Below are 23799 nucleotides of genomic sequence, written 5' to 3' on the forward strand. Positions count from 1 at the left end.
GCCGAGCACAGGAGTAACCATGTCCCGTTCCGTCCGTTCCGTCGCTGTCGCCCTGACCGTGTCTGTTGCACTCGCCGTGAATCCTGCGCCAGCGGTGGCTGGCGGAGGGCACCCAGCAGCGCCCGCGCCGGCACCAGCGCACGCACCCGCCGTTGTCCCCGGGCCGAATGATCTGTCCTCGCTGGTCGATCTTGGCGCACTAGGGCAGGGCGAAATCATGATCGGGGGAGTGAAGGTCCCGCTGCCGGCGGCGGTCGCGGGAGTCGAAGCCGCGGCGGCGGTGCTCGGCGGGCTCAGTATCTTGATCTTCAAAGCAATCGCGGGTGCGCTGCCGGGGCAGCCGGAAAGCGGCTCCTCTTGGGGCTCTTCGGACGGCGGGGAGAAAGGCGAACCCGCCCCGGTGGAGCCGAAGGAAGCGGAGTATGTGAATCGCTTCGACTTCAGTGCGGAGAACACAGACAAGGCGGCCGGCGGGTTCAGCGGTGTCGACGAGGTCGCGCCGGGACGTTATGCTGTGCTCGCTGACGACAAGAATGAGCATGGCCCGGTCCGCGCCTACTTCTTCACCACAGCAGACCAGAAGACTTTCACCCGCGACGGGATGGTCGAGTTCACCGACCCGCAAGGCAAGGCGTACACCGAATTCATGGACCCGGAGGAGATCCGCGTCCTGCCGAACGGAAATTTCCTGTGGACCACGGAGGGGAGCGGCAAGCTGGGCAAAGTCGTCGCACCGCAGCTCATCGAGTCCACGCCCGACGGCAAGGAAATCCGCCGCATCGACGTGCCGGAGTACCAGGTGCCCAACGGCTTTTCCACGCGCGGCATCTACAACAACAACGGGCCGGAAGGGATGACGCTTATCCACGGCGGCCGCACCGCCGTCACCGTCCAGGAAAACGCGCTCGCCCAGGACGGTGCGAAGAACTCGGAGAAGGATGCGTCGCTCAACCGCATCACTTTCTACGACCTGGACAGCGGCAAGCCGACCCGTGAATACGTCGTCCGCGTCGAAGCTGGCCGCGGCGCGACATCGCTGCTGGCCGACGAAAACGGCGAGCTTTACATGCTGGAGCGCGGCTTCTTCAAGGACCTTGGTGAAAACGGGGAGAATAAAGCCGAGATCTACAAGCTGGATCTCCACGGCGCCGACGACGTGTTGGGGCGCGAGAAGCTGACAGGCGGCGAAAATACTGTGAGCAAGCACCTGGTGTTCGACTTCGCCACCGAGAAGCCGCACCCGGACAATGTTGAAGGTCTGGCATGGGGCCCGCGTGCCGACGACGGCCGCCGCACCCTGATCGTGGTCACGGACAATAACTTCAACGACACCCAGACGACGTACTTCCACACTGTCCTGGTGCCATAGCTCGCTGTGCGGCTGCTCCCCGGATCAGCGCGGAGACCGCCGCGGGCATCGTCATGCTCCGCCCGGCTGCTCCCGGTACCGGTGTCATCGCCGGCGGCGCCGTCCGCCCGGTTCTCGAGTGCGCCGGCATCCAGGACATCCTGGCTAAGTCGCTGGGTTCCGACAACGCCCTCAATGTGGTTAAGGCCACGGTTGCCGGCTTGAAGGAACTTGTGCGCCCCGAGGAGGTCGCCGCCAAGCGCGGTAAGGCCATCGAGGACGTTGCCCCGGCCCGCATGCTCCGCGCCCGCGCAGGACAGGAGGCCTAAGCACAATGGCACTGAAGATCACGTTGCACCACGGCAAGGTTGGCGAGAAGCCGATGACCCGCAAGAACCTCGAGGCCCTCGGCCTGCGCAAGATTGGCCAGTCCGTTGTCAAGAAGGACAACGCTGCCACCCGCGGCCAGATCCTCAAGGTGCGCCACCTCGTCACCGTTGAAGAAGTTGCAGGGGAGTAGCGAAAACATGGCTGACATCATCAAGCACCATGATCTGCGCCCGGCTGAGGGTGCAAACAAGGCCAAGACCCGCGTTGGCCGCGGTGAGGCCTCCAAGGGCAAGACCGCAGGCCGCGGCACCAAGGGCACCGGCGCTCGCAAGCAGGTTTCCGCTGCTTTCGAGGGTGGCCAGATGCCGCTGCACATGCGTCTGCCGAAGCTCAAGGCTTCAAGAACAACAACAAGATCGTCTACCAGGTGGTCAACGTTGCCGACCTGGCTGAGAAGTTCCCCAACGGCGGCACCGCCACCGTTGCGGACATCGTCGCAGCCGGCCTGGTGCGCAAGAACCAGCCGGTCAAGGTTCTCGGTAACGGCGACCTGAGCGTCAAGCTCGACGTCACCGCCAACAAGTTCTCCAAGTCCGCAGCCGAGAAGATCCAGGCTGCCGGCGGCTCCACCACCGAGGCGTAAGCGCCTTTTCCGAGCGGAGAACGCTCGAGCCCGCCACCCCTTGTTTTAAGGGGCGGGCTTTTTGCGTCGCGTGGTAGATGTATTGCTGGGGTGTGGTTGGCTACACAGCGCAAGTAGGAGTTCGTAGAGACCGACTTTTGCGTTTTCTGCGAGCTGCTACTTGCGTTGTTCAGGCCTAGGTGTACTTCCCCGTGACGTTGTGAACGCGTTGTGCGGGGGTGAGGCCGCCGAGGGCGGTGTGGGCTCGATGGTAGTTGTAGTCGTGGATGAATGAGCAGCTTATCCAGCTGCTCCCCGGTGGCCGTGTCCCCGTCAGCGAGTGCAGACCCCTGTCCGGTGTCGAGGCCTTCCAGTCCCGAGCCGAGCCAGGTGCCCGGTGGGCAGCCGGTCTCGGTGTAATACCGGGTCAGCGGCGTGCCGGTCTCGCGCGCGGCGTCACCGGTGGCCACAGACTTCATCAAGTACTCGTAGCCGCGCCCGGACGACATCACCCGGATGGTCATGACCATCGTGCACCGCCTCCCGAGGCGGTCGTGAGGATTGACCGCCTTGGCGGTCAGGTGCGCGCCAGCGCACCCCAGCACCCGAGGTGCCAACAGTGTGTGTGGAATTCTCCGCGGTCGAAGCGGTGTAGGAATGGCGCCTCCGCCGTAGCAGCAGCGGCTCAGGCCTCCGCGGCGAGTGAGGTCATCGATACACAGTCCTCTCCTGCAGGATCTGTCCCGCAGGGAGGGCCGCAGCATCTACGATTCCTAACTCGGGGCTAAGGTGCCGGGTCCTCGAGTCGCCAGGCAAACCGGAGATGACTCTCGCCGTACCACATCCCGTGCGAGTCCAGAGAAACCGGCTCCCCGTTGGCAGTCGACATCACGATGCTCCGGTGCGCGGCCGCCGTCGGCGAGGGGGACGACGCGATGGTGAAGGGCATCGCTTGCAGGCCCACTCCGAGGGCCTTTCCAGCAGCCTCCTTGGCCGTCCAGATCTCGGTCGAGATGCACTCCTCCGCGACGTCCCCCAGAAGCTCCCTGCCCTCGTCGGGGGACCAAGCCCAGGCAAGATCGGAGCACGCCTGCCGGGTGAGTCGCTGTTCGACGTCGACGCCAATAGGCACCCCCGCGACCACGACCACGGTGGTTGCCGGCGAGTGAGCCACTGAGAAGTACCGACCCTCGTAGCAAAGGGGGAAAAACCGCTCTGAACTGCGAAAATACCGTCTAGCTTCGACTCCAAGAGCGTACTCCACTAGGCGAGCGGCGACGTCCTGGCCGTCGACAGAGGGAGCCTGCCAGAGGCTGAGGGTCGGGGGTGATCTGCGACATATTCCGAAAAATTCTTGATCCCGGCTTGATGCATGCACATGCACTAGTCTAAGTTGATGCATGTACATCAATCAAAATTCCGAGGGGTCAGCGCCTGACACCCAGGAGAGCTCACTCCTCTCGGAAGAGACGACCAGGAAGGAGCAACCATGACCCTGACAGTGACAACTGCCAACACAGCGACGCCTCGGCTCAAGCTGTCCGCCGGGCTTGGACATCATCTCAGCAACGCTCAGTGGCCCTGTCGGAGGCCCGCTGACGATCGACCCGGCCTCCACAGCCGCCGCTGTGGAGAAGCTGGTCACAGGCACCGGCGCAGATACGGTCTTCATCGCCGGCAATGGGCAGCTAGCCATCGGTGCGATCGACTATCTCGACCGTCATCTGGGAATTACTGCGCGCACCGCCAATCAGGTGCTCGTATGGGCCAGCCTGAGGCGTACCGATCTGAGGTCGCAGGTGAGAGGATACGGACGCCTCTTCGCCCAGGGGTGACCTGGAAGAGCGCCCATGGTAGTATTACGTGCATGTACATGGAATCTTCTGATTCAGCAGCGCCCCTCCCGGCCCGTAACCTCAGCGCGTCGTGGGCGCAGGTCGCGGCGATCGTCGCCGCGGTCGACGCCACACTAGATAAGTGGCTGGCCGATAACTACAACATCGGCCTCACCGAGTACCGAGCTGTACTTCATCTGAGCCGGGCATCCGATCGTGAGCTGCGGATCACCGAGCTCGCGAAGCGGGTCGGTCTCGCCCAGACCTCGGTGACTCGACTGGTCGGGCGCTTGGAGGACAAGGGGCTGGCGTTCCGGGACACCTGCCCAGACGATGGGCGAGGGGTCTTCGCGGTCCTCACTGATGCCGGCCTCGACGCCGTGACGGAGATCCGCGAGCCATACGAAACGAAGATCCGCGAGCTCCTAAGCGATGCAGGCAAGCAGTACCCGCAGCTGGATCTAATTGATCTCGACCAATCGTTCGAGGCGATCAGCAAGCTCATCTCCTAAGAGCTGCCTGTGGTTCCGGCTGATTCGCACCTATATATATGCATGCACATGCACACTTAACAATCTCTGAATCTAAAGGAGTGTTCCATGACTACGAAAGTTGACGTTTTTGTCGACTATGTTTGCCCCTTCTGCTTCCTCGTAAAGGGAGCCATCGATGAGCTCAAGCAAGACCGCGACGTCGAGGTGACCATCCGGCCCTTCGAACTACGCCCTGACCCTGTCCCTACTCTGCGACCCGAAGACGACTATCTTCCGCGGATCTGGAAGGACGCGGTCTACCCGATGGCCGAGCGCCTCAATGTCCCAATCAGCCTCCCGACGGTCTCACCCCAGCCACGCACCGAGAAGGCATTCATGGTGCTCCAGCTAGCCCAGGAGCACGGCAAGGCCGAGGCGTACTCCGACGCAATGTACAAAGCGTTCTTCCAAGACGATCGGAACATCGGCGATGACGACGTGGTCGTCGACGTCGCCACCTCGGTAGGACTTGACGCGAGCGAGGTTGAAGCCGCTCTGCACAGCGAGGACCGACGGGCCAAGCAGCAAGCCGACCAGGACTACGCAGTCAACGCCGTCGGCGTCACCTCCGTGCCGAGCATCATGGTCGACGGACACCTTCTGACCGGAGTCCCCAGCGCCACACGGCTGAAGAAGACCGTCGACGACCTGACCAGCGGAACTGCCACGAGCGAGGTTCGCTCATGAGCAGGACTTCGCCGGATGCCCTAGCCGAGGTCATGGACCAGGCCGTTGAGAAGTGCGTGGAGCACGTCGAGGCCGGAGGGCTGCCCTTCGTCGGCGTCGTCGTCGATGACTCGGGCATCATCTCCGACTTCGGGGTCAACAGAGTTCGTGAGACTCTAGATCCGAGTGCTCATGCCGAGATCGTCGCCATGCGTGAAGTCCTCGAGGAGGACGGCCGGGAGGATCTAACCGGAACAGCACTACTGGCCACCGGAGAACCTTGCGGGCTGTGCTATCGCTTTGCCCTCGACCACGGCATCGAAGCCATCTACGTGGCCGTCGACCGTGACGTCGTCGCCGAATGGGGGTTCGACTATCGCGCCAGCTATCCCTCGCTGGGCATCACCGATGAACTCCGGTCCGCCGTCTTCAATCATCTGCCCACCGAGCGCGGCAGCGAGCCGTTCTCTCGATACCTCCAAACACAGAACAACCGCGGACGCTAACCAGCGCTCCTGTGCACCCTTGAAAGGACACTCACCATGAGCTGGCTCTACCTCGGCATCGCCGTCATCTTCGAAGTCGCAGTCGGCATCTCCGCCGGAAAGGCACAAGGCTTCACCAAACTCTGGTGGAGCATCGCCACCCTCGTCAGTGGCGGCATCGCTACCTTCTTCCTCAGTCTGGCCCTACTGACCTTCGACGTCGGCGTCGGCTATGCGCTGTGGACCTCGCTGGCAGGCGTCGGAATTGTCATCCTCGGCACGCTCTTCCTCTCTCAGAAACTCACATGGAAGAAGCTGCTGGGTATCGGCATCGTCATCGCAGGCGTCGTCGGGCTCAACCTCGCCGGTACTGCTTAATCACTCTCCCTTGCTCCATCTTAAGAAAGGACTTCAGTCATGACCACCGCTGCGACCCGCGACACCACCGCCCCGGAAACCGCCGAGAAGAAGGCGGGCCCCTGGTTGGCCCTACTACTCGCCGGAGGATTCGAAGTTGGTTACGCCCTGAGCGTCAACGGCAGCGAAGGCTTCAGCAACCTCACTTGGTCCCTCGTCGCGATCGTCTTCTTCCTCTTCACTCTGTTCTTCCTCAGTGTGGCTCTGAAGAAGATTGACGTTGGCATCGGTTACGCCGTCTGGGCTGGCATCGGCGCCGTCGGCGCCGCCCTACTGGGACCCGTCTTCTTCGATGAGACCCTCACCCTCGTGAAGGGGTTCTGGCTGGCGGTTATAATCGGCGGTGTCATCTGGCTCAAGCTCGCCGACAGCCCAAAGCTGGAAGCGAAGAAGGGCGATGACCCGGCCACCGCAGCCCCGGAACAGCACCAGTGACATCGCGTCGGCCCGCTCCCGCCCGCTCCGTGACTCGAATCGCCACGGCAGCCGGCGGCGGGTTCGCCGCGTTCTACACCTTCTACACGACAGCATCGAGCACTCTCGACGGAACCGGCATCTCAGCCGGCACCCGCGTCGGCATCGTGATGCTGGTTGTCGTCGCCGTCCAACCGCTCCCGCTCCTGGCACGGAACTGGGTCAAGAACCGGCGCCTCGCCGTCATGCTCGCACTCGCGTCTATGGGGGTAGGAAGTGCGATCTTGCCGGTGGCGAACCAGTGGCCAGGTTCAGTCCTCCTCGGTCTCGGCTTCGGGGTCTTCGTAGTGATGAGCACCGTCTGGGTCAAAGAACAAGCGGCACCAGGGCAGACAGGCCGCGCCCTGGGGACGTACGGCTTCGGTTCGGCAGCAGGTGGAGCATTAGGCGCTCCAATCGGCCTCTATGCGGCCGAGCAAGGAGGACAACTGGCTGTCGCCATCGTCGGATGCGCCTTCGCCTTGTGCGCCCTCATCCCCGGGACGCAAGCGAAGGCAGCGACAGAGCACCGGTCTAATCCACAAGCGGCTCAAGCACCGGCAGAGCCCACGGACCAACTAGCAGGCCAACGGGCCTCCTCCACTATTGCTGTTGTCGGTATCAGCCTGCTTGGTCACCTACTCGCAGTGAGTCTCTACGCCGCCGTTCTGTCCTCCGTGGGCAATACAAGCGGCGCTTGGCTGCCCGTCCTGGCCGCATTGATCATCCAGGTGTGCTTAGCACCAGGCCGCTTGGTCGGAGGACACGTCTCCGATCGGTACCCGCCACTGGTCATCCTGGTGCTGGCCGTCGGACTTCTCACCGTGACGACGGTGGGCTTCTCTGTCCTCACCTCTCACTTGGGCATCCTCGTTGCCGTAGCAGTCATCGGATTTGCCTCAGGCGTAGGCCAGACGGCTGCTCTGACCGCCATGATGCGACGCGCCCGGACCTCCCGTGCAACGGAAGCGGCCAGCGCGGGATGGAATATCGCCTTCGACGGCGGGTTAGGCATTGGCGCACTTGCCGCCGGATGGTTGACGATTCAGGGCTTGTTGCCAACCGCATAGTCTGCGCATTTCGGAACACCATAGTCAGACGCCCGAATAGGAAAGGAGCGTCTTCGATAGACAGGAAGCAATATCCACCCCTCGTCAAGATCGGAACACGAATACTCCGTTATGTTGTGCTCTCTGACGACAAGAATGAGCATGGCCCGGTCCGCGCCTACTTCTTCACCACAGCAGACCAGAAGACTTTTACCCGCGACGGGATGGTCGAGTTCACCGACCCGCAAGGCAAGGCGTACACCGAATTCATGGACCCGGAGGAGATCCGCGTCCTGCCGAACGGAAATTTCCTGTGGACCACGGAGGGGAGCGGCAAGCTGGGCAAAGTCGTCGCACCGCAGCTCATCGAGTCCACGCCCGACGGCAAGGAAATCCGCCGCATCGACGTGCCGGAGTACCAGGTGCCCAACGGCTTTTCCACGCGCGGCATCTACAACAACAACGGGCCGGAAGGGATGACGCTTATCCACGGCGGCCGCACCGCCGTCACCGTCCAGGAAAACGCGCTCGCCCAGGACGGTGCGAAGAACTCGGAGAAGGATGCGTCGCTCAACCGCATCACTTTCTACGACCTGGACAGCGGCAAGCCGACCCGTGAATACGTCGTCCGCGTCGAAGCTGGCCGCGGCGCGACATCGCTGCTGGCCGACGAAAACGGCGAGCTTTACATGCTGGAGCGCGGCTTCTTCAAGGACCTTGGTGAAAACGGGGAGAATAAAGCCGAGATCTACAAGCTGGATCTCCACGGCGCCGACGACGTGTTGGGGCGCGAGAAGCTGACAGGCGGCGAAAATACTGTGAGCAAGCACCTGGTGTTCGACTTCGCCACCGAGAAGCCGCACCCGGACAATGTTGAAGGTCTGGCATGGGGCCCGCGTGCCGACGACGGCCGCCGCACCCTGATCGTGGTCACGGACAATAACTTCAACGACACCCAGACGACGTACTTCCACACTGTCCTGGTGCCATAGCTCGCTGTGCGGCTGCTCCCCGGATCAGCGCGGAGACCGCACGGTCAACGCCAGCATCGCGGCGAGAACGCAAGCGACCGCGCAAGCCTGGTAAAGCCCGGGGTAGCCTCCGTTTTTCCTCGTGACATGACCTCACCCTAAAGAGCGCTCTTCGGCGCCACGTGAACTCCGTCAAACCTCCCCCCCTAGAAGGTTTTATTCACCTACGTTTGGCATTAAAAGCAAAGCATTACCAGCAGGCCCGCAACCTGGCTATGAAGTGGTGCACCGTCGATGGCGCCAAGGTGGTCTACCGTGACGACGTCGTGCCTGAAATTGGAGACGGAATGAAGAATCACCTCATGCAGGCGCTGAGCGGCCCGACCTTCGGCTTCAGCTTCATGATCGACCGATTCAACGACAAGCCGCTTGCCGGCGACCAGGTGTGCGCGAATTTCAACGGCAACGACGACCCCTATGGTTCGGGCGTGGCAATGAGCTCCCACCTGTCGTCGCTGCCGTTGAGCAGCAAGCTCGTGCCCGACAGTGCCCCGGAATCTGGCCCTAGTTCCGGTGTGGATGGCTCCGGTATCCGCTCGCCTGAAGGCATCCTCGCCAGCATCATCATCGCGGTGCTCGGTATCGTTGGGCTCGGCGTCGGGGCGGCGTGGCCGGCCCCGAGCCAGATGCTGAAGTTTTAGGGGATGAAGGGGTGCACGGGGCGTCGATAAGCAATTTGTGCTTTCTTTGCCCTGACCTGTATGGTTTACCAACGGTTCTGCGCGCGCGAGCAGCGTGCGCCAGTTCCGCATTGAACGTATACATCCAACTTTGTTGCAGGCCCCCCGCCGAAATGCGGACCGTATGAAGGGTGGCGGCGAGCACCTTCCGTTATTGAGCGGCAAGGAGCGCCCACACTGTTTGAGTCGGAAAACGCGCCGGTCAGGCGTTTTTCTGGCTCGTAGTAGCCCCCGACAGAACACACGGAAAACGTGAGTCTGACGCGCCTCAGCGGCGCTGAGACCAGGTGGGTCACGGGAACCGCAACGAGAAAGGTAAACGGTCAACCATGACCATGACAGATCCCATTGCGGACATGCTGTCTCGCGTGCGCAACGCAAACAATGCGCACCACGAGACCGTGTCCATGCCCTCCTCGAAGTTGAAGGTCAACATCGCGGAGATCCTCAAGCAGGAGGGCTACATCGCTGACTACAAGGTCGAGGAAGAAAAGGTCGGCAAGACCCTCACCCTCGAGCTCAAGTACGGCCCGTCCCGCCAGACCTCCATCGCAGGTCTGCGCCGCGTGTCCAAGCCTGGTCTGCGTGTCTACGCGAAGTCCAACGACCTGCCGCAGGTTCTCGGCGGCCTGGGTGTGGCCATCATCTCCACGTCCCACGGCCTGCTCACGGACCGCCAGGCCCAAGAGAAGGGTGTAGGTGGGGAAGTCCTCGCCTACGTCTGGTAAAGGGAGGTTGAACAGATATGTCTCGTGTAGGTAACGCACCTATCGCAATCCCGAACGGCGTCGAAACCAAGATCGACGGCCAGCACGTCGAGGTCAAGGGACCGAAGGGCACCCTGACCGTCGATGTCCCGGAACCGATCACCGCTGCCGTCGAAGAGAGCCAGATCGTGGTTTCTCGCCCGAACGACCACCGCGACAACCGTTCGCTCCACGGCCTGTCCCGCTCGCTGATCAACAACTGCGTTGTCGGCGTCACCGAGGGCTACAAGATCAACATGGAGATCTTCGGTGTCGGCTACCGTGTCCAGCTCAAGGGCAAGAACCTGGAGTTCTCCCTCGGCTACTCGCACCCGATCCTCATTGAGGCTCCGGAGGGCATCACGTTCGCTGTCGACGGCAACACGAAGTTCTCCATCGAAGGCATTGACAAGCAGCAGGTTGGCCAGATCGCCGCGAACATCCGCCGCCTCCGCAAGGATGACCCGTACAAAGGTAAGGGCATCCGCTACGAGGGCGAGCAGGTTCGCCGCAAGGTCGGAAAGACGGGTAAGTAATCCATGAGCACTGAAGAAAAGACTACTCAGAAGCGCACCCCGGTCGGCCGGGATATTGCTACCCGCCGCCGCGAGGCCCGCGTCCGCCGCCATAACCGCATCCGCAAGACCCTGCGCGGCACCCCGGAGACCCCGCGTCTCGTCGTGCACCGCAGCTCCCGCCACATGCATGTCCAGGTCATCGACGACCTGGCCGGTCACACCCTCGTGTCCGCTTCCTCCATGGAAGACGCAGTGCGCACTCTCGAGGGTGACAAGAAGGCTAAGGCAGCCAAGGTCGGCGAGCTCGTCGCTGAGCGCGCCAAGGAAGCCGGCATCGAGACGGTCGTCTTCGACCGTGGCGGCTACAAGTACCACGGCCGCGTCGCCGCGCTTGCCGACGCCGCCCGCGAAGGTGGTCTGAAGTTCTAATGACCACTGCAGACGAAACTCAACGGAAGGATCGCGACATGGCCGAGCGTGAACGGCGTGACGGCGGAGCATCCGCCGACGACCAGAAGAACCAGAACAACAACGACCGCAACGACCGCGGCAGCCGCAACGACCGCGGCGGCCGTAACGAGCGTGGTGGCCGTGGCCGCCGCGACGACCGTCGCGGTGGCGCACAGGACGAGCGCGACAAGTACATCGAGCGCGTTGTCACCATCAACCGTGTTGCCAAGACCGTCAAGGGTGGCCGCAACATGTCCTTTACCGCCCTCGTGGTGGTTGGCGACGGCCAGGGCATGGTCGGCGTCGGCTACGGCAAGGCGAAGGAAGTTCCCGCTGCTATCCAGAAGGGTGCCGAGGAGGCTCGTAAGAACTTCTTCCGCGTCCCGATGATCGGCGGCACCATCCCCCACCCGGTCCAGGGCGAGGACGCTGCTGGCGTGGTCATGCTGCGCCCGGCTGCTCCCGGTACCGGTGTCATCGCCGGCGGCGCTGCCCGACCGGTGCTCGAGTGCGCCGGCATCCAGGACATCCTGGCTAAGTCGCTGGGTTCCGACAACGCCCTCAACGTGGTTAAGGCCACGGTTGCCGGCTTGAAGGAACTTGTGCGCCCCGAGGAAGTTGCCGCGCGCCGCGGCAAGTCCATCGAGGAAGTCGCCCCCGCACGCATGCTGCGTCAGCGCGCAGGACAGGAGGCTTAAGCACAATGGCACTGAAAATCACACTTCACCACGGTCTGGTCGGCGAGAAGCCGGTCACCCGTAAGAATCTCGAGGCACTGGGCCTGCGCAAGATCGGCCAGTCTGTTGTCAAAAAGGACAACAACGCGACGCGCGGCCACATCCTCAAGGTGGCCCACCTGGTCACCGTTGAAGAAGTAGCAGGGGAGTAGGTACTGACATGGCTGACATCATCAAGCTCCATGATCTGCGCCCGGCTGAGGGTGCAAACAAGGCCAAGACCCGCGTCGGCCGCGGTGAGGCTTCCAAGGGTAAGACGGCTGGCCGCGGTACGAAGGGTACTAAGGCACGCAAGCAGGTCTCTGCCGCCTTCGAGGGTGGCCAGATGCCGCTGCACATGCGTCTGCCGAAGCTAAAGGGCTTCAAGAACAACAACAAGATCGTCTACCAGGTGGTCAATGTTGCCGACCTGGCTGAGGCGTTCCCGAACGGCGGCACCATCACCACCGCTGATATCGCTGGAGCTGGCCTGGTCCGTAAGAACCAGCCGGTGAAGGTGCTGGGCGATGGCGAGATCTCCGTCAAGCTCGACATCACCGCAGAGAAGTTCTCCAAGTCCGCCGCCGAGAAAATCGCGGCCGCTGGTGGCTCCGTCACCGAGGCTGCTCCGAAGGCTGGCAAGGCTGAGGAGACCACGGAGGACTAATTTAGTCCCCTTCGAAAACCCGCTCCCCGCTTCCGGGTAGTGCCACGGCACTCCTCGGACGGGGAGCTTTCTCGTGTCGTGGGTCCCCTGGCAGCACCGATATCTGGAAGCTTGCCGGGGAATCGTAGTTTCACGGGCCCACCTGGTAGGGTGGACGAGTCAAAATATGTCTGGCTTCTATCTGTCTCCGCCCAGGTGGGGCTCCGGATAGCTCGGCCGGGCACCAACGTACGTTATCTACTGTCCGCTACCTACCGCGCAGGCGAAAAGGCCGAATCAGGCACGGCTGCAAGGCGGGAGGAGCCAGGAGGCCACGTGTCAGCCATTGTTCAGGCGTTCAAGGATGCCGATCTACGCAAGAAGATTCTGGTCACTATTGCGCTGATCATTCTCTACCGCATCGGTGCACAGATCCCGACCCCGGGAGTCGACTACGGCATCATTGCCGAGCGCCTCAACGCGCTCACCCAGGGCGACGAAGCCAACATCTTCTCGGTGATCAGCCTCTTCTCGGGCGGAGCCTTGCTACAGCTGTCGATCTTCGCCATCGGCATCATGCCGTACATTACGGCGTCGATCATCGTGCAGTTGCTCACCGTCGTCATTCCGCGCTTCGAGGAGCTGAAGAAGGAGGGGCAGTCCGGCCAGGCGAAGATGACGCAGTACACGCGTTATCTCACCGTGGCTCTGGCGTTGCTGCAGTCCTCCGGCATCGTGGCCCTGGCGGACCGCGAGCAGCTGCTGGGACAGGGCGTGCCTGTCTTGGTCGAGGACCGCAACCTGTGGACGCTGGCGATGATGGTCATCGTCATGACCTCCGGCGCTGTGCTGATCATGTGGCTCGGTGAGATCATCACCGAAAAGGGTGTCGGCAACGGCATGTCGTTGCTGATCTTCGCCGGTATCGCGACGCGCCTGCCCACCGACGGTGCGAATATTCTGCGCCAGTCGGGCCCGGTCGTCTTCGCCGTCGTGATCGTCGCAGTGATCCTGCTCGTCGTGGGAATCGTCTTCATCGAGCAGGGCCAGCGCCGCATCCCGGTGCAGTACGCGAAGCGCATGGTGGGCCGCCGCCAGTACGGCGGCACCTCCACCTACCTTCCGCTGAAGGTCAACCAGGCCGGCGTTATCCCGGTGATCTTCGCGTCCTCCCTGATGTACGTCCCGGTCCTGATCACCCAGATCATCAACTCCAACAAGCCGACCCCGCCGGACAACTGGTGGATGTCCACCGTCATGGCGTGGCTGCAGAACCCGGCTTCGTGGCAGTACATCTTGATCTACTTCACGCTGATCATTTTCTTTGCGTACTTCTACGTGTCGATCCAGTACGACCCGTATGAGCAGGCCGAGAACATGAAGAAGTACGGCGGCTTCATCCCGGGCATCCGTCCGGGCCGCCCGACGGCCGAGTACCTGGCGTTCGTGATGAACCGTCTGCTGTTCGTCGGCGCGATCTACCTCGGCCTGATTGCGATCCTCCCCAATATCGCCATGGACCTGGGTATCTCCGGCAGTGGGGGTGGCGGCACTATGTCGGCGTTTGGTGGCACGGCTATTCTGATTATGGTCTCCGTGGCCCTGACCACGGTGAAGCAAATTGAATCCCAGCTACTGCAATCCAACTACGAAGGACTGTTGAAATAATGCGTCTCGTTCTCCTCGGCCCTCCCGGTGCCGGCAAAGGCACCCAGGCAGCGATTCTCTCGGAGAAGCTGAACATTCCGCACATCTCCACTGGCGATCTGTTCCGCGCGAATATCGGCGAAGGCACGCCGCTGGGCAAGGAGGCGAAGGAGTACATCGACGCCGGCAAGCTCGTCCCGACCGACGTCACCGCTCGCATGGTGGAGGAGCGTCTGAACGAGGAGGACGCGGCTAACGGCTGGCTTCTCGACGGCTTCCCCCGCACCGTTGAACAGGCCGAGATCCTCGAAGAGCTGCTGGGCCGCAACGGCCAGAAGCTCGACGGCGTGCTGAACTTCCAGATCAACGAAGACGTTGTTGTCGAGCGCATGCTGGCCCGCGGACGCGCCGACGACAACGAGGACACGATCCGCACCCGCTTGCAGGTCTACCGCGACGAAACCGCTCCGTTGATCGACCACTACGGCGACGCGATCATCAACATCGACGCCGAAGGCGACGTGGACGAGGTCAACGCCCGCGCCATGGAGCAGCTGGAACGCTAAGCTCCGCAACATCGGCGACACCCGCGACTCTTGCAACAACTAGGGGACTAGAAGGCGATATGCTGTTCGGCCGCACAAAGACCATCCCGGCTAAGACCCCGGGGGAGCTCGACGCAATGGAAGCGGCTGGACGCATCGTTGGCGCCGCGTTGCAGGAAGTCCGCAAAGTTGCGCGTCCCGGTGCCACCACCGCGGATTTGGACGCTGTCGCCGAACAGGTGATCCGCGACTACGGCGCCGTCCCGACGTTCAAGGGCTACCAGGGATTCCCGGCCTCGATCTGCGCCTCGGTCAACGAGGTCGTGGTTCACGGCATTCCTAGCGCCAACACCGTTCTCAAAGAGGGGGACTTGGTCTCCATCGACTGCGGTGCGACCCTGGACGGCTGGGTCGGCGATTCGGCGTGGAGCTTCGGGGTAGGGGAGCTGGCGGACGACGTCGATAAGCTCAACCGCGCGACCGAGCAGGTCTTGCTCACCGGTCTCCAAGCAATGGTTCCCGGCAACCGGCTCACCGACGTCTCGCACGCGCTAGAACTCGCCACCCGCGACGCCGAGGCTGAATTCGGCATCGAGCTCGGCATCCTCGCCGGTTACGGCGGCCACGGTATCGGCCGCGAGATGCACGAGGACCCGTACCTGCACAATGAGGGGCGCCCCGGCCGCGGTCCGCGCATCGCTGAAGGTTCTGTGCTCGCGATCGAGCCGATGCTCATCCTCGGCGGCGAGACCGAATCCGACGTGCTCGACGATGAATGGACTGTGGTCACCGCAGATAAATCGTCTGCCGCGCACTGGGAGCACACCGTCGCCGCGACAGCTGACGGCCCGCGCATTCTCACCCCTCGGGAGGGGTGAAGCCGGGCATCCGCGGCAGCTTCACTCACGGTTTTCGGGTGGTAGAGGTTATACTCTGCACCATGTCTCACTCCCCGCGCCACGCGCTTGAATCGACAACCACCCGTTTTGTCCGCCGGGCGGGCTCCCTGCTCGCGGGTGCGGGCATTGTCGCCTCGCTCATCGTCGCCCCGGCCACGGCCGAGGCTGCACCAGCTGTCCCGTCCCTGACGTCCGCGTCGAGCAACTCGCCGTTCCTGCAGCAGGCGGAGAAGTCCCTGCAGGCTGCCTCGATGACGGTCACCACGAACGCGCGCAACGCCGTGTGGGACGCGCGCAACGCTCTGCGCGCCAACGCCACCGCGATCGCCCGCGGCAACAAGGCGCAGGAAAAGCGGCTTCATGACGGCATTGACGGCCTCGTTGAAGCCATCGCCCCGGGCCTGATCGCTGAGCGCACCCCGAAGCCGAAGCCCAAGCCGGCCCCCAAGCCCGCGCCGAAGCCGGCCCCGAAGCCGAAGCCCGCTCCGAAGCCGCAGCAGCCGAAGGGTTGCGCACCGTCTGCGCGCGCATGCGTGGACCTGAAGAACCAGCGCACCTGGCTGCAGCAGAACGGCAAGATCACCTACGGCCCGGTCCGTATGGCGTCCGGCAAGCCGGGGCAGGAGACCCCGGAGGGCTTCCATTACGTCAACCGCAAGGTCAAGGACGAGATTTCCTACGAATTCAATAACGCCCCGATGCCGTACGCGACCTACTTCACGTACAACGGCATCGCCTTCCACCAGGGCGACCCGTCCATCAAGTCCGCCGGCTGCATCCGCATGTACCGCGGTGATGCCCAGACGTACTTCAACACCCTGAAGATCGGCGACCAAGTCCACGTTTTCTAAAGCCCGAACCGCGCCGTTGCGCTTTCCTCCCAGGCCCCGCACTTTTCGGGCCTTGGGAGGATTTTGCTTTCCTGCAGGTAGAGGGCTAAAGTTGTTCGGTGGTGTGCAGGGGAAACCCCAGCACACTACAAGCAATTGACTCAAATACGTTAGGCACCTGCGGTTTTGCCTTGGTGCCGGGAAAGCGGAGTGTATGGCTAAAGAAGGCGCAATCGAGGTCGAGGGCCGCATTATCGAGCCCTTGAAGAACGCGATGTTCCGTGTCGAGCTGGACAACGGGCACGAGGTTCTCGCTCACATCAGTGGCAAGATGCGCCAGCACTACATCCGCATCCTCCCCGAGGACCGCGTCGTCGTGGAACTGTCCCCGTACGACCTGGAACGCGGACGTATCGTCTACCGCTACAAGTAGACACTTCTGAGTCAGGCGCAACTGACCTAAGCCTCCTTACTCTCTGACCGGGCGATCGCACTCGCACAGTGCGGCGCGCGGTCCATGCAACCTCCGGCTGCGGTGGCTGGAGCCACGTGAATCACGGCCCAATAGTCCGGGACGGACCGGACACAAGTGCCGCGTGGCGTGGACGAGTGGGGAGAAAACCACCGAAACAACCCGAAAGGCACGTACCACATGGCACGTCTAGCTGGTGTCGACCTGCCGCGCAACAAGCGCATGGAGGTCGCACTTACCTACATCTACGGAATTGGCCCGGCCCGTTCCAAGGAACTGCTCGAGAAGACGGGCATTTCTCCGGACCTGCGCACCGACAACCTGACCGACGATCAGGTCGCCGCTCTTCGTGATGTCATCGAGAACTCCTGGAAGGTCGAGGGCGACCTCCGCCGCGAGGTTCAGGCTGACATCCGCCGCAAGATCGAGATCGGCTCTTACCAGGGCCTGCGCCACCGTCGTGGACTTCCCGTCCGCGGCCAGCGCACCAAGACCAACGCGCGTACCCGCAAGGGACCGAAGAAGACCATCGCAGGAAAGAAGAAGTAACTTATGCCACCGAAGACTCGCTCTGCTGCGCGCCGCTCCGGTCGCCGCGTAGCCAAGAAGAATGTGGCCGCTGGCCACGCCTACATCAAGTCCACTTTCAACAACACCATCGTGTCCATCACGGACCCGAACGGCGCTGTGATCTCTTGGGCGTCCTCCGGCCACGTCGGCTTCAAGGGCTCCCGTAAGTCCACCCCGTTCGCTGCTCAGATGGCTGCCGAGAACGCTGCCCGCAAGGCAATGGACCACGGCATGAAGAAGGTCGACGTTTTCGTCAAGGGTCCGGGCTCCGGCCGCGAGACCGCAATCCGTTCCATCCAGGCCGCCGGCCTGGAGGTGTCCTCGATCTCCGACGTGACGCCGCAGCCGTTCAACGGTTGCCGTCCGCCGAAGCGTCGTCGCGTTTAACTGGTGAGAAAGGAAAAGAGGTAATACATCATGGCTCGTTATACCGGCCCTGCTACCCGTAAGTCTCGCCGCCTGCGCGTCGACCTGGTCGGCGGCGACATGTCGTTCGAGCGCCGCCCCTACCCTCCGGGGCAGGCTGGCCGCGCCCGCATCAAGGAATCTGAGTACCTGCTGCAGCTCCAGGAGAAGCAGAAGGCCCGTTACACCTACGGTGTGATGGAGAAGCAGTTCCGCCGCTACTACGAGGAGGCTAACCGCCTCCCGGGCAAGACCGGCGACAACCTGCTCATCCTGCTGGAGTCCCGCCTGGACAACGTCGTCTACCGCGCTGGTCTGGCGCGTACCCGCCGTCAGGCTCGCCAGCTGGTGTCCCACGGGCACTTCACGGTCAACGGCAAGAAGACCAACGTGCCGTCTTACCGCGTGACCCAGTACGACATCATTGATGTGCGCGACAAGTCCCGCAACATGCTCTGGTTCGAAGAGGCCCAGGACGCACTGGTCGACTCCGTCGTGCCGGCGTGGCTCCAGGTCGTTCCGGAGACCCTGCGCATCCTCGTGCACCAGCTGCCCGAGCGCGCTCAGATCGACGTGCCGCTGCAGGAGCAGCTCATCGTCGAGCTTTACTCGAAGTAAAGTAGAAGTTCCGCGCATTGCGGTACTTGGGGGCGTCGGAAAGCAATTGCTTATCGACGAATCCCCCTTCACCTGTCATCCATGTCGGCCACGTGTGTGTGGCTGGCACCCTCTACGGCGTCATATAGCGGTCGCCGGAAGGAGAAGTTCATGCTCATCTCACAGCGTCCTCAGCTCACCGAGGAATACATCGACACCAACCGTTCGAAGTTCGTCATCGAGCCGCTCGAGCCTGGTTTCGGCTACACCCTCGGCAACTCTTTGCGTCGCACGCTGCTGTCGTCCATCCCGGGCGCAGCAGTGACCTCCATCAAGATCGACGGTGTGCTCCATGAGTTCACCACGATCAACGGAGTCAAAGAGAACGTCTCTGAGATCATCCTCAACGTCAAAGACCTGGTCCTATCCTCCGACTCCGACGAGCCGGTGGTCATGTACCTGTCCAAGGAGGGCCCGGGCGACGTCACCGGCGCAGACATCGATCTGCCTGCTGATGTCACCGTGCACAACCCGGACCTGCACATCGCCTCGCTCAACGAGCAGGCGCGCCTGGAGATGGAACTCGTCGTCGAGCGCGGCCGCGGCTACGTTCCGGCGATGACCAACTCCGGCGGCGAGATCGGCCGTATCCCGGTCGACCAGATCTACTCGCCGGTGTTGAAGGTCTCCTACAAGGTTGAGGCGACGCGTGTCGAGCAGCGTACCGACTTTGACAAGCTGATCATCGACGTGGAGACCAAGAACTCCATGACCGCCCGCGACGCTCTTGCGTCCGCTGGCTCCACCCTGGTTGAGCTGTTCGGCCTCGCACGCGAGCTGAACACCGCCGCCGAGGGCATCGAGATTGGCCCGTCCCCGCAGGAGACGGAGTACATCGCCGCGTACAACATGCCGATCGAGGACCTGAACTTCTCCGTGCGTTCGTACAACTGCCTGAAGCGCCAGGAGATCCACACCGTCGGTGAGCTCGCCGAGTGCACCGAGTCGGACCTGCTGGATATCCGCAACTTCGGCCAGAAGTCCATCAACGAGGTCAAGATCAAGCTTGCTTCCCTGGGCCTGACGCTCAAGGACGCGCCGGAAGACTTCGATCCGACCCAGCTCGAGGGCTACGACGCTGAGACCGGCGATTTCGTCGACGGTGCCATGGATGACGCTGAGTAACGCCGAGTAAACAAAGCGCACTGACACAAACAACACGAGGAGTACAACAATGCCTACCCCGAAGAAGGGCCCGCGTCTCGGCGGTTCGGCTAGCCACCAGAAGCACATTCTGTCCAACCTGGCCAGCCAGCTGTTCGTGAACGGCTCCATCAAGACCACCGAGGCTAAGGCCAAGGTTCTGCGCCCGTACGCAGAGAAGATCATCACCAAGGCCAAGTCCGGCTCTGTCGCTGACCGCCGTGCCGTGGCCAAGGACATCCCGAACAAGGACGTCGTAGCGTACCTGTTCGAGGAGCTCGCCCCCAAGTTCGAGAACCGTGCAGGTGGCTACACCCGCACCATCAAGCTCGAGAACCGCAAGGGCGACAACGCTCCGATGGCCAACATCTCCCTCGTTCTCGAGGAGACCGTGACCTCCGAAGCAACCCGCGCCGCCCGCGCCGCCGCCTCCAAGGAGCAGGCCGCCGAGGCTGAGGCCGCTGCTGCCGAGGCCGACGAGAAGGCTGATGAGGCTTCGGCCGAGGCCGAGGAGACCAACGCCGAGTCCAACGACGACGCTGTCGCCGAGGACACCGCTGAGGCTCCGGAGGTCCAGGAGACCGCCGAGGACGAGAAGTAAACCTTCACGCCTTCAAAGCGCGAAACGCCCGTTCCCTTGTCGAAGGGGGAGCGGGCGTTCGCCGTTGTTGACAGCGTGCGGCAACGGTGCGGGGAACTGCGCGGCAAAGGAATCGCGAAAGCACCGCAAGTGTCTCCACTAGATGCGTTTGAACGATTAACAACATCTGTCACATGGGAAACATGTGAACTGGGGGTTTGTGGAGCGATTTCAAACGCATCTAGTCGCCCGATTTCATACGCATCTAGTCGCCCCGTTTATTGTGGGGGCATGGGCGTAGGAATGAGCGGGCTCGACATTGCAGGCGACCGCGGGGGCGAGCCGGAAGAGATGGTGCGCCTGCGGTTCGATGTCGCCTACGACGGCACTGACTTCCACGGCTGGGCGCGGCAGAAGTCGGCTGGCGGGGAAGAGCTCCGTACGGTGCAGGGAGTTCTGGAGGTTGCGCTGAGCTTGATTCTGCGTTACCCGGTGGAGCTGACCGTGGCGGGCCGGACGGATGCCGGGGTGCACGCCACCGGACAGGTGGCGCATACGGATATTCCGGTGGCATCACTGGACCAAAGGTCGATTGAGGGCGATCCGGGGAGGTTGGTGCGTCGATTAGCGAAATTGCTTGACTCTGACGTGCGTGTCTCGGCCGTGACTGCCGCGCCCGACGGCTTCGATGCGCGCTTTTCCGCGTTGACGCGCACCTACCGCTACCGGGTGACTACTGCGGACGGCGGTGCGTTGCCCCTGCGTGTGCGGGACACCGCGGTGTGGCCGAAGAAAATCGACCTGGACGCCGCCCAAGAATTCGCGAATGCGGTGGTGGGGCTGCACGACTTCGCGGCGTTTTGCAAAGCGCGGCCGTACGCGACCACGATCCGGGAGGTCCGCTCGTTTGAGTGGCGCGACGTGTCCACGAACGAGGAACCCCAGCTCTACGAGGCGATCATCGTCGCCGACGCGTTCTGCTGGCACATGGTCCGCGCGCTGGTCTCCACATGCCTCGACGTCGGCTCCGGCAAGCGCGGCGGCGAGTGGGCCACGGCACTGCTGGGGGAGAAGGAGCGCTCGCAGGCGGTGCGATTGGCACCCGCAAATGGGTTGACCCTCATCGGCGTCGACTACCCGGCAGACGATGAACTCGCAGCTCGCGCTGCCGTGACGCGCGACCGCCGCGACGCTTCGGAGGTGCACTCCGAGTGTCCCCGCACGACGGAATAGACTGCTTGGGCAGGAATTGTCCGAACGAGTCGCCTCGGAGGTAGCGCATGGATGCAGTCGGTGCCGTGTGGTTGGCCATCGCTGTGTTCACGTTGCCGGGGCTGATCTTCGCGTGGGTCGCGGGTGCGAAACTGCCTGCTGCCGCCGCGTCGTCGCTGCCCGCGACTTTCGGCATCGTCGGGCTGGGCAGCTGGGTGCACGGCGCGATGGGCATCCGCTTCGGGTGGACGTCGTTCATCGTGTTTCTCGTGCTCATGCTGTGCTTGGCAGCCGGGTGGCACTACGCGTTTGCGTGGCGGGCGAGAAAACGCGCGGCGAAGAGCTGGGTGCGCACCCTGTGGCCGGGCGACTGGCGGCGCGGCAGCATCGCCGACCCGTCGTGGGTGCTGCCCGGCGCCGGCGTGGTGGTCGGCGCGTGGATGCTGATCGCCAAGCAGCTTGAACTCCAGTCGAACGTGCCCGGCCAGCTGAACAACATCGTCCAGGGGTGGGACATCCAGTGGCACGTCAATGCGGTGCGCTTCATCATGGAGGAGGGCATCGCCTCGCCCACGCGGATGGGTGAGCTGCAGAACCCCGAAACGCACATCGACCTGTTCTATCCCTCGGCTTTCCACGCGGCGACGGCGCTGTTCGCTTCCGCGGGCGATCTCGCCCCCGTCGAAGCCGTCAACTTGGCGTCGATCGTGCTGCCGAGCCTCGCCCTGACCGCGGGTGCCGCCGGTCTAGCGTGGGCGATGGCGCGCGGCCGCGGCATGGTCGCGCAGATCGCCGCGGGCCTGGCCGCCATTGCTGTATATGCCTCACCGGTACTGGTGTGGATCCCGGATTTCGTGGGCATGCGCCCCTATATCGTGGCGATCGGTTTGTCCGGCCTCGTCATCGCCCTGTTTCACCAGGTGCCGCGCGACCGCGCGCTGGCACTGCCGACTCTATTCGCGTTCTTGGGCATGATGCAGGTCCACCCGTCCGCGGTGCTGGTCGTGGTGCTCGCCGTGCTGCTGTACTGGCTGACCTACCTGGTGTGGCGCCCGGACCGCTCGCGCGTGAGCGATGTCCTGTGGCTGGCCATCCCGGCGCTCGGCGCGACGGTGGCTTTCCTCCCGCAGCTCATCGCCGGCCAGACGCAGGCCGGAGAGGTGAACACCTGGGACGCCAGCGAGAACGTCACAGCGGGGGAGGCCTGGGAGAAAGCGTTCATGATGGACACCCGCCACGTGGGCGAGTTCTTCCCCGGCTTCGACCCGACCATCTTGCTGTGGCTCGCCGGCTTCGGCGCGATCGCCATGGTGGTGTGGCGCGGGCAGGTGTGGGCGCCGGTCTTCTACGGGCTCATGACGGCCAGCGCCGCCCATGCGCTGCATCCGTTCGACGGCATGTGGGAACCGCTTTTGACCCTGCTGGGCTCCCCACACTACAACTCCGCGCACCGCATCATCACCGTGGTGGCGCTGACCGTTGTCGCCGGTGCCGCTGTCGGTGCTGCGGTGATCATCCGCGTGTTCACGCTCGCGCCCGTCGCCGCCCGCTACGGAACCCGCCCGTGGGTGTGGGGGACTTCGATCGCCTCCGCAATCCTCGCGGTTCTCGTCGGGTGGGGCACCGGCGCCTGGGCGTCCACCGTCGCCGTCGACGGCGCGAAGATGTCCTTCGATTCCTCCCGCCTCAACGACCGCATGGTCGATGATGACCAGCTGAAGGCCTACGCTTGGCTCGCTTCCCGCCCAGAGGCGCAGGAGGGCTTAGTCATGGGCGAATCCACCGACGGCTACTCCTGGGCCTACGCCATCGGCGGCGTGCCCACCGTCGCCCGCCACTACCTGTGGCCCAACGGCGGCATGGGCGTCGACTCGAACCTTCTCGCCGACCGCGCCGGGCAGCTCGGCGCTGGCGAACGCGGTCGACCGGACGAGACATCGCCCGCCGACGAAGCCGCCGCGCACTTGAACGTCCGTTTCATCGTCTCCTCCGGCAACACCTTCTGGCCCGGACCCAAAAATTGGCAGGTGGACAAGGCTCTCTGGACCACCCCCGGTGTCACGCCTGTCTACCAGCGCGGCCTCGTCACCATCTTCGCCGTCAATGAGCAGCTCTCCGCGGAGCAGATCACAGAGCTCCAGCGCGACGCCGTCGCCAACGGCGGCTCCACCGAGCTGCCGGAGCTGACACCGACGAGCGAGGCGTTGGCCACGCAGTAGCGTTGCGCACTGAAGTGCGCACTTTCGGGTTGAAGCCGGACAAGAGCGCATTTAGCGTCGTGTGCGGAAGCCATCGTTAATCGACGGGGGGTCGT

30 protein-coding genes and 3 pseudogenes are annotated in these 23799 nt (G+C 63.2%); 31 read left to right on the forward strand and 2 right to left on the reverse strand.

Annotated elements, in window-relative coordinates; genetic code table 11:
• The first annotated feature begins 19 nt into the window (after positions 1-19).
• The 4 genes and pseudogenes from CAPP_RS01625 to rplO (CAPP_RS01640) all read left to right on the forward strand — a co-directional run bounded on the left by CAPP_RS01625 (position 20) and on the right by rplO (CAPP_RS01640) (position 2321).
• Positions 20-1369 (forward strand): esterase-like activity of phytase family protein, encoded by a 1350-nt coding sequence (locus CAPP_RS01625; RefSeq protein ID WP_076599122.1) that lies wholly within the window; start codon positions 20-22, stop codon positions 1367-1369.
• Positions 1370-1392: 23 nt separating this feature from the next.
• Positions 1393-1677, forward strand: a pseudogene (locus tag CAPP_RS01630) (uS5 family small ribosomal subunit protein); the annotation flags it as partial.
• Positions 1678-1682: 5 nt separating this feature from the next.
• Positions 1683-1868: a 50S ribosomal protein L30 gene (rpmD, locus tag CAPP_RS01635; RefSeq protein ID WP_076599123.1), complete on the forward strand. Its 186-nt coding sequence runs from the start codon at positions 1683-1685 to the stop codon at positions 1866-1868.
• Between the two features lie 7 nt (positions 1869-1875).
• Positions 1876-2321 (forward strand): annotated as a pseudogene (rplO, locus tag CAPP_RS01640) (50S ribosomal protein L15).
• 320 nt (positions 2322-2641) lie between these two features.
• On the opposite strand, the pseudogene CAPP_RS11155 reads toward rplO (CAPP_RS01640), so the two are convergent.
• Positions 2642-3064: pseudogene (locus tag CAPP_RS11155) on the reverse strand (hypothetical protein); the annotation flags it as partial.
• 20 nt (positions 3065-3084) lie between these two features.
• Positions 3085-3564 carry a 4'-phosphopantetheinyl transferase superfamily protein gene (locus CAPP_RS01645; protein ID WP_159437731.1) on the reverse strand — a complete coding sequence of 160 codons (480 nt, stop codon included), beginning with the start codon at positions 3562-3564 and terminating at the stop codon, positions 3085-3087.
• A gap of 286 nt (positions 3565-3850) precedes the next feature.
• Between CAPP_RS01645 and CAPP_RS01650 the strand changes: the two genes are divergently transcribed.
• The 27 genes from CAPP_RS01650 (at position 3851) to CAPP_RS01780 (ending at position 23704) form a co-directional block, all read left to right on the forward strand.
• The gene (locus tag CAPP_RS01650; RefSeq protein ID WP_076599125.1) at positions 3851-4135 is read left to right on the forward strand and encodes a hypothetical protein; all 285 of its coding nucleotides are present in this window, start codon (positions 3851-3853) and stop codon (positions 4133-4135) included.
• Between the two features lie 38 nt (positions 4136-4173).
• The gene (locus CAPP_RS01655; RefSeq protein WP_076599239.1) at positions 4174-4647 is read left to right on the forward strand and encodes a MarR family winged helix-turn-helix transcriptional regulator; all 474 of its coding nucleotides are present in this window, start codon (positions 4174-4176) and stop codon (positions 4645-4647) included.
• Between the two features lie 87 nt (positions 4648-4734).
• Entirely contained in the window at positions 4735-5355 is a 621-nt protein-coding gene (locus tag CAPP_RS01660) for a DsbA family oxidoreductase (protein ID WP_076599126.1), read from the forward strand.
• Entirely contained in the window at positions 5352-5840 is a 489-nt protein-coding gene (locus CAPP_RS01665) for a nucleoside deaminase (protein ID WP_076599127.1), read from the forward strand. The genes CAPP_RS01660 and CAPP_RS01665 overlap by 4 nt, the downstream gene beginning before the upstream one ends.
• Before the next feature lie 36 nt (positions 5841-5876).
• Positions 5877-6197: a DMT family transporter gene (locus CAPP_RS01670; protein ID WP_076599128.1), complete on the forward strand. Its 321-nt coding sequence runs from the start codon at positions 5877-5879 to the stop codon at positions 6195-6197.
• 39 nt (positions 6198-6236) lie between these two features.
• Positions 6237-6671 carry a DMT family transporter gene (locus CAPP_RS01675; RefSeq protein ID WP_076599129.1) on the forward strand — a complete coding sequence of 145 codons (435 nt, stop codon included), beginning with the start codon at positions 6237-6239 and terminating at the stop codon, positions 6669-6671.
• Between the two features lie 29 nt (positions 6672-6700).
• Positions 6701-7759: an MFS transporter gene (locus CAPP_RS01680; protein ID WP_159437732.1), complete on the forward strand. Its 1059-nt coding sequence runs from the start codon at positions 6701-6703 to the stop codon at positions 7757-7759.
• A gap of 116 nt (positions 7760-7875) precedes the next feature.
• Entirely contained in the window at positions 7876-8730 is an 855-nt protein-coding gene (locus CAPP_RS01685) for an esterase-like activity of phytase family protein (RefSeq protein WP_076599131.1), read from the forward strand.
• Positions 8731-8939: 209 nt separating this feature from the next.
• Positions 8940-9410, forward strand: coding sequence for a hypothetical protein (locus tag CAPP_RS01690; protein ID WP_143313863.1), 471 nt, complete (start codon positions 8940-8942; stop codon positions 9408-9410).
• Between the two features lie 368 nt (positions 9411-9778).
• Positions 9779-10177 (forward strand): 30S ribosomal protein S8, encoded by a 399-nt coding sequence (gene rpsH, locus CAPP_RS01695; protein ID WP_076599133.1) that lies wholly within the window; start codon positions 9779-9781, stop codon positions 10175-10177.
• A gap of 17 nt (positions 10178-10194) precedes the next feature.
• Positions 10195-10731 (forward strand): 50S ribosomal protein L6, encoded by a 537-nt coding sequence (rplF, locus tag CAPP_RS01700; RefSeq protein ID WP_076599134.1) that lies wholly within the window; start codon positions 10195-10197, stop codon positions 10729-10731.
• A 3-nt stretch (positions 10732-10734) separates the two neighbouring features.
• On the forward strand, positions 10735-11142 hold the full coding sequence (gene rplR, locus CAPP_RS01705) for a 50S ribosomal protein L18 (protein ID WP_076599135.1): 408 nt from the start codon (positions 10735-10737) through the stop codon (positions 11140-11142).
• 38 nt (positions 11143-11180) lie between these two features.
• Positions 11181-11861, forward strand: a complete 681-nt coding sequence (rpsE, locus tag CAPP_RS01710; protein WP_076599136.1) for a 30S ribosomal protein S5 — start codon at positions 11181-11183, stop codon at positions 11859-11861.
• Between the two features lie 5 nt (positions 11862-11866).
• Positions 11867-12052: a 50S ribosomal protein L30 gene (rpmD, locus tag CAPP_RS01715; RefSeq protein ID WP_076599137.1), complete on the forward strand. Its 186-nt coding sequence runs from the start codon at positions 11867-11869 to the stop codon at positions 12050-12052.
• Between the two features lie 8 nt (positions 12053-12060).
• Positions 12061-12546, forward strand: a complete 486-nt coding sequence (rplO, locus tag CAPP_RS01720) for a 50S ribosomal protein L15 (RefSeq protein WP_076599138.1) — start codon at positions 12061-12063, stop codon at positions 12544-12546.
• Positions 12547-12861: 315 nt separating this feature from the next.
• Positions 12862-14193: a preprotein translocase subunit SecY gene (gene secY, locus CAPP_RS01725; protein ID WP_076599139.1), complete on the forward strand. Its 1332-nt coding sequence runs from the start codon at positions 12862-12864 to the stop codon at positions 14191-14193.
• Positions 14193-14738: an adenylate kinase gene (locus CAPP_RS01730; protein ID WP_076599140.1), complete on the forward strand. Its 546-nt coding sequence runs from the start codon at positions 14193-14195 to the stop codon at positions 14736-14738. The genes secY and CAPP_RS01730 overlap by 1 nt, the downstream gene beginning before the upstream one ends.
• A gap of 59 nt (positions 14739-14797) precedes the next feature.
• Positions 14798-15595, forward strand: coding sequence for a type I methionyl aminopeptidase (gene map, locus CAPP_RS01735; RefSeq protein WP_076599141.1), 798 nt, complete (start codon positions 14798-14800; stop codon positions 15593-15595).
• A gap of 62 nt (positions 15596-15657) precedes the next feature.
• A complete protein-coding gene (locus CAPP_RS01740) occupies positions 15658-16467 on the forward strand; it encodes a L,D-transpeptidase (protein ID WP_076599142.1) in 810 nt (269 codons plus the stop codon).
• Positions 16468-16660: 193 nt separating this feature from the next.
• Complete coding sequence (infA, locus tag CAPP_RS01745; RefSeq protein WP_076599143.1) at positions 16661-16879, forward strand: translation initiation factor IF-1; 219 nt, start codon at positions 16661-16663, stop codon at positions 16877-16879.
• A 219-nt stretch (positions 16880-17098) separates the two neighbouring features.
• On the forward strand, positions 17099-17467 hold the full coding sequence (rpsM, locus tag CAPP_RS01750) for a 30S ribosomal protein S13 (protein WP_005286639.1): 369 nt from the start codon (positions 17099-17101) through the stop codon (positions 17465-17467).
• A 3-nt stretch (positions 17468-17470) separates the two neighbouring features.
• Entirely contained in the window at positions 17471-17875 is a 405-nt protein-coding gene (gene rpsK, locus CAPP_RS01755; RefSeq protein ID WP_076599144.1) for a 30S ribosomal protein S11, read from the forward strand.
• A 30-nt stretch (positions 17876-17905) separates the two neighbouring features.
• The gene (rpsD, locus tag CAPP_RS01760; protein WP_076599145.1) at positions 17906-18511 is read left to right on the forward strand and encodes a 30S ribosomal protein S4; all 606 of its coding nucleotides are present in this window, start codon (positions 17906-17908) and stop codon (positions 18509-18511) included.
• 150 nt (positions 18512-18661) lie between these two features.
• Complete coding sequence (locus tag CAPP_RS01765; RefSeq protein ID WP_076599146.1) at positions 18662-19675, forward strand: DNA-directed RNA polymerase subunit alpha; 1014 nt, start codon at positions 18662-18664, stop codon at positions 19673-19675.
• 49 nt (positions 19676-19724) lie between these two features.
• Complete coding sequence (rplQ, locus tag CAPP_RS01770) at positions 19725-20294, forward strand: 50S ribosomal protein L17 (RefSeq protein ID WP_076599147.1); 570 nt, start codon at positions 19725-19727, stop codon at positions 20292-20294.
• A 270-nt stretch (positions 20295-20564) separates the two neighbouring features.
• On the forward strand, positions 20565-21506 hold the full coding sequence (gene truA / locus CAPP_RS01775) for a tRNA pseudouridine(38-40) synthase TruA (protein WP_412459493.1): 942 nt from the start codon (positions 20565-20567) through the stop codon (positions 21504-21506).
• Positions 21507-21553: 47 nt separating this feature from the next.
• Positions 21554-23704, forward strand: coding sequence for a DUF6541 family protein (locus CAPP_RS01780; protein ID WP_076599149.1), 2151 nt, complete (start codon positions 21554-21556; stop codon positions 23702-23704).
• Positions 23705-23799 lie beyond the last annotated feature (95 nt).

The sequence above is a fragment of the Corynebacterium appendicis CIP 107643 genome (assembly GCF_030408415.1).
In the GTDB taxonomy this organism is placed as follows: Bacteria; Actinomycetota; Actinomycetes; order Mycobacteriales; family Mycobacteriaceae; genus Corynebacterium; species Corynebacterium appendicis.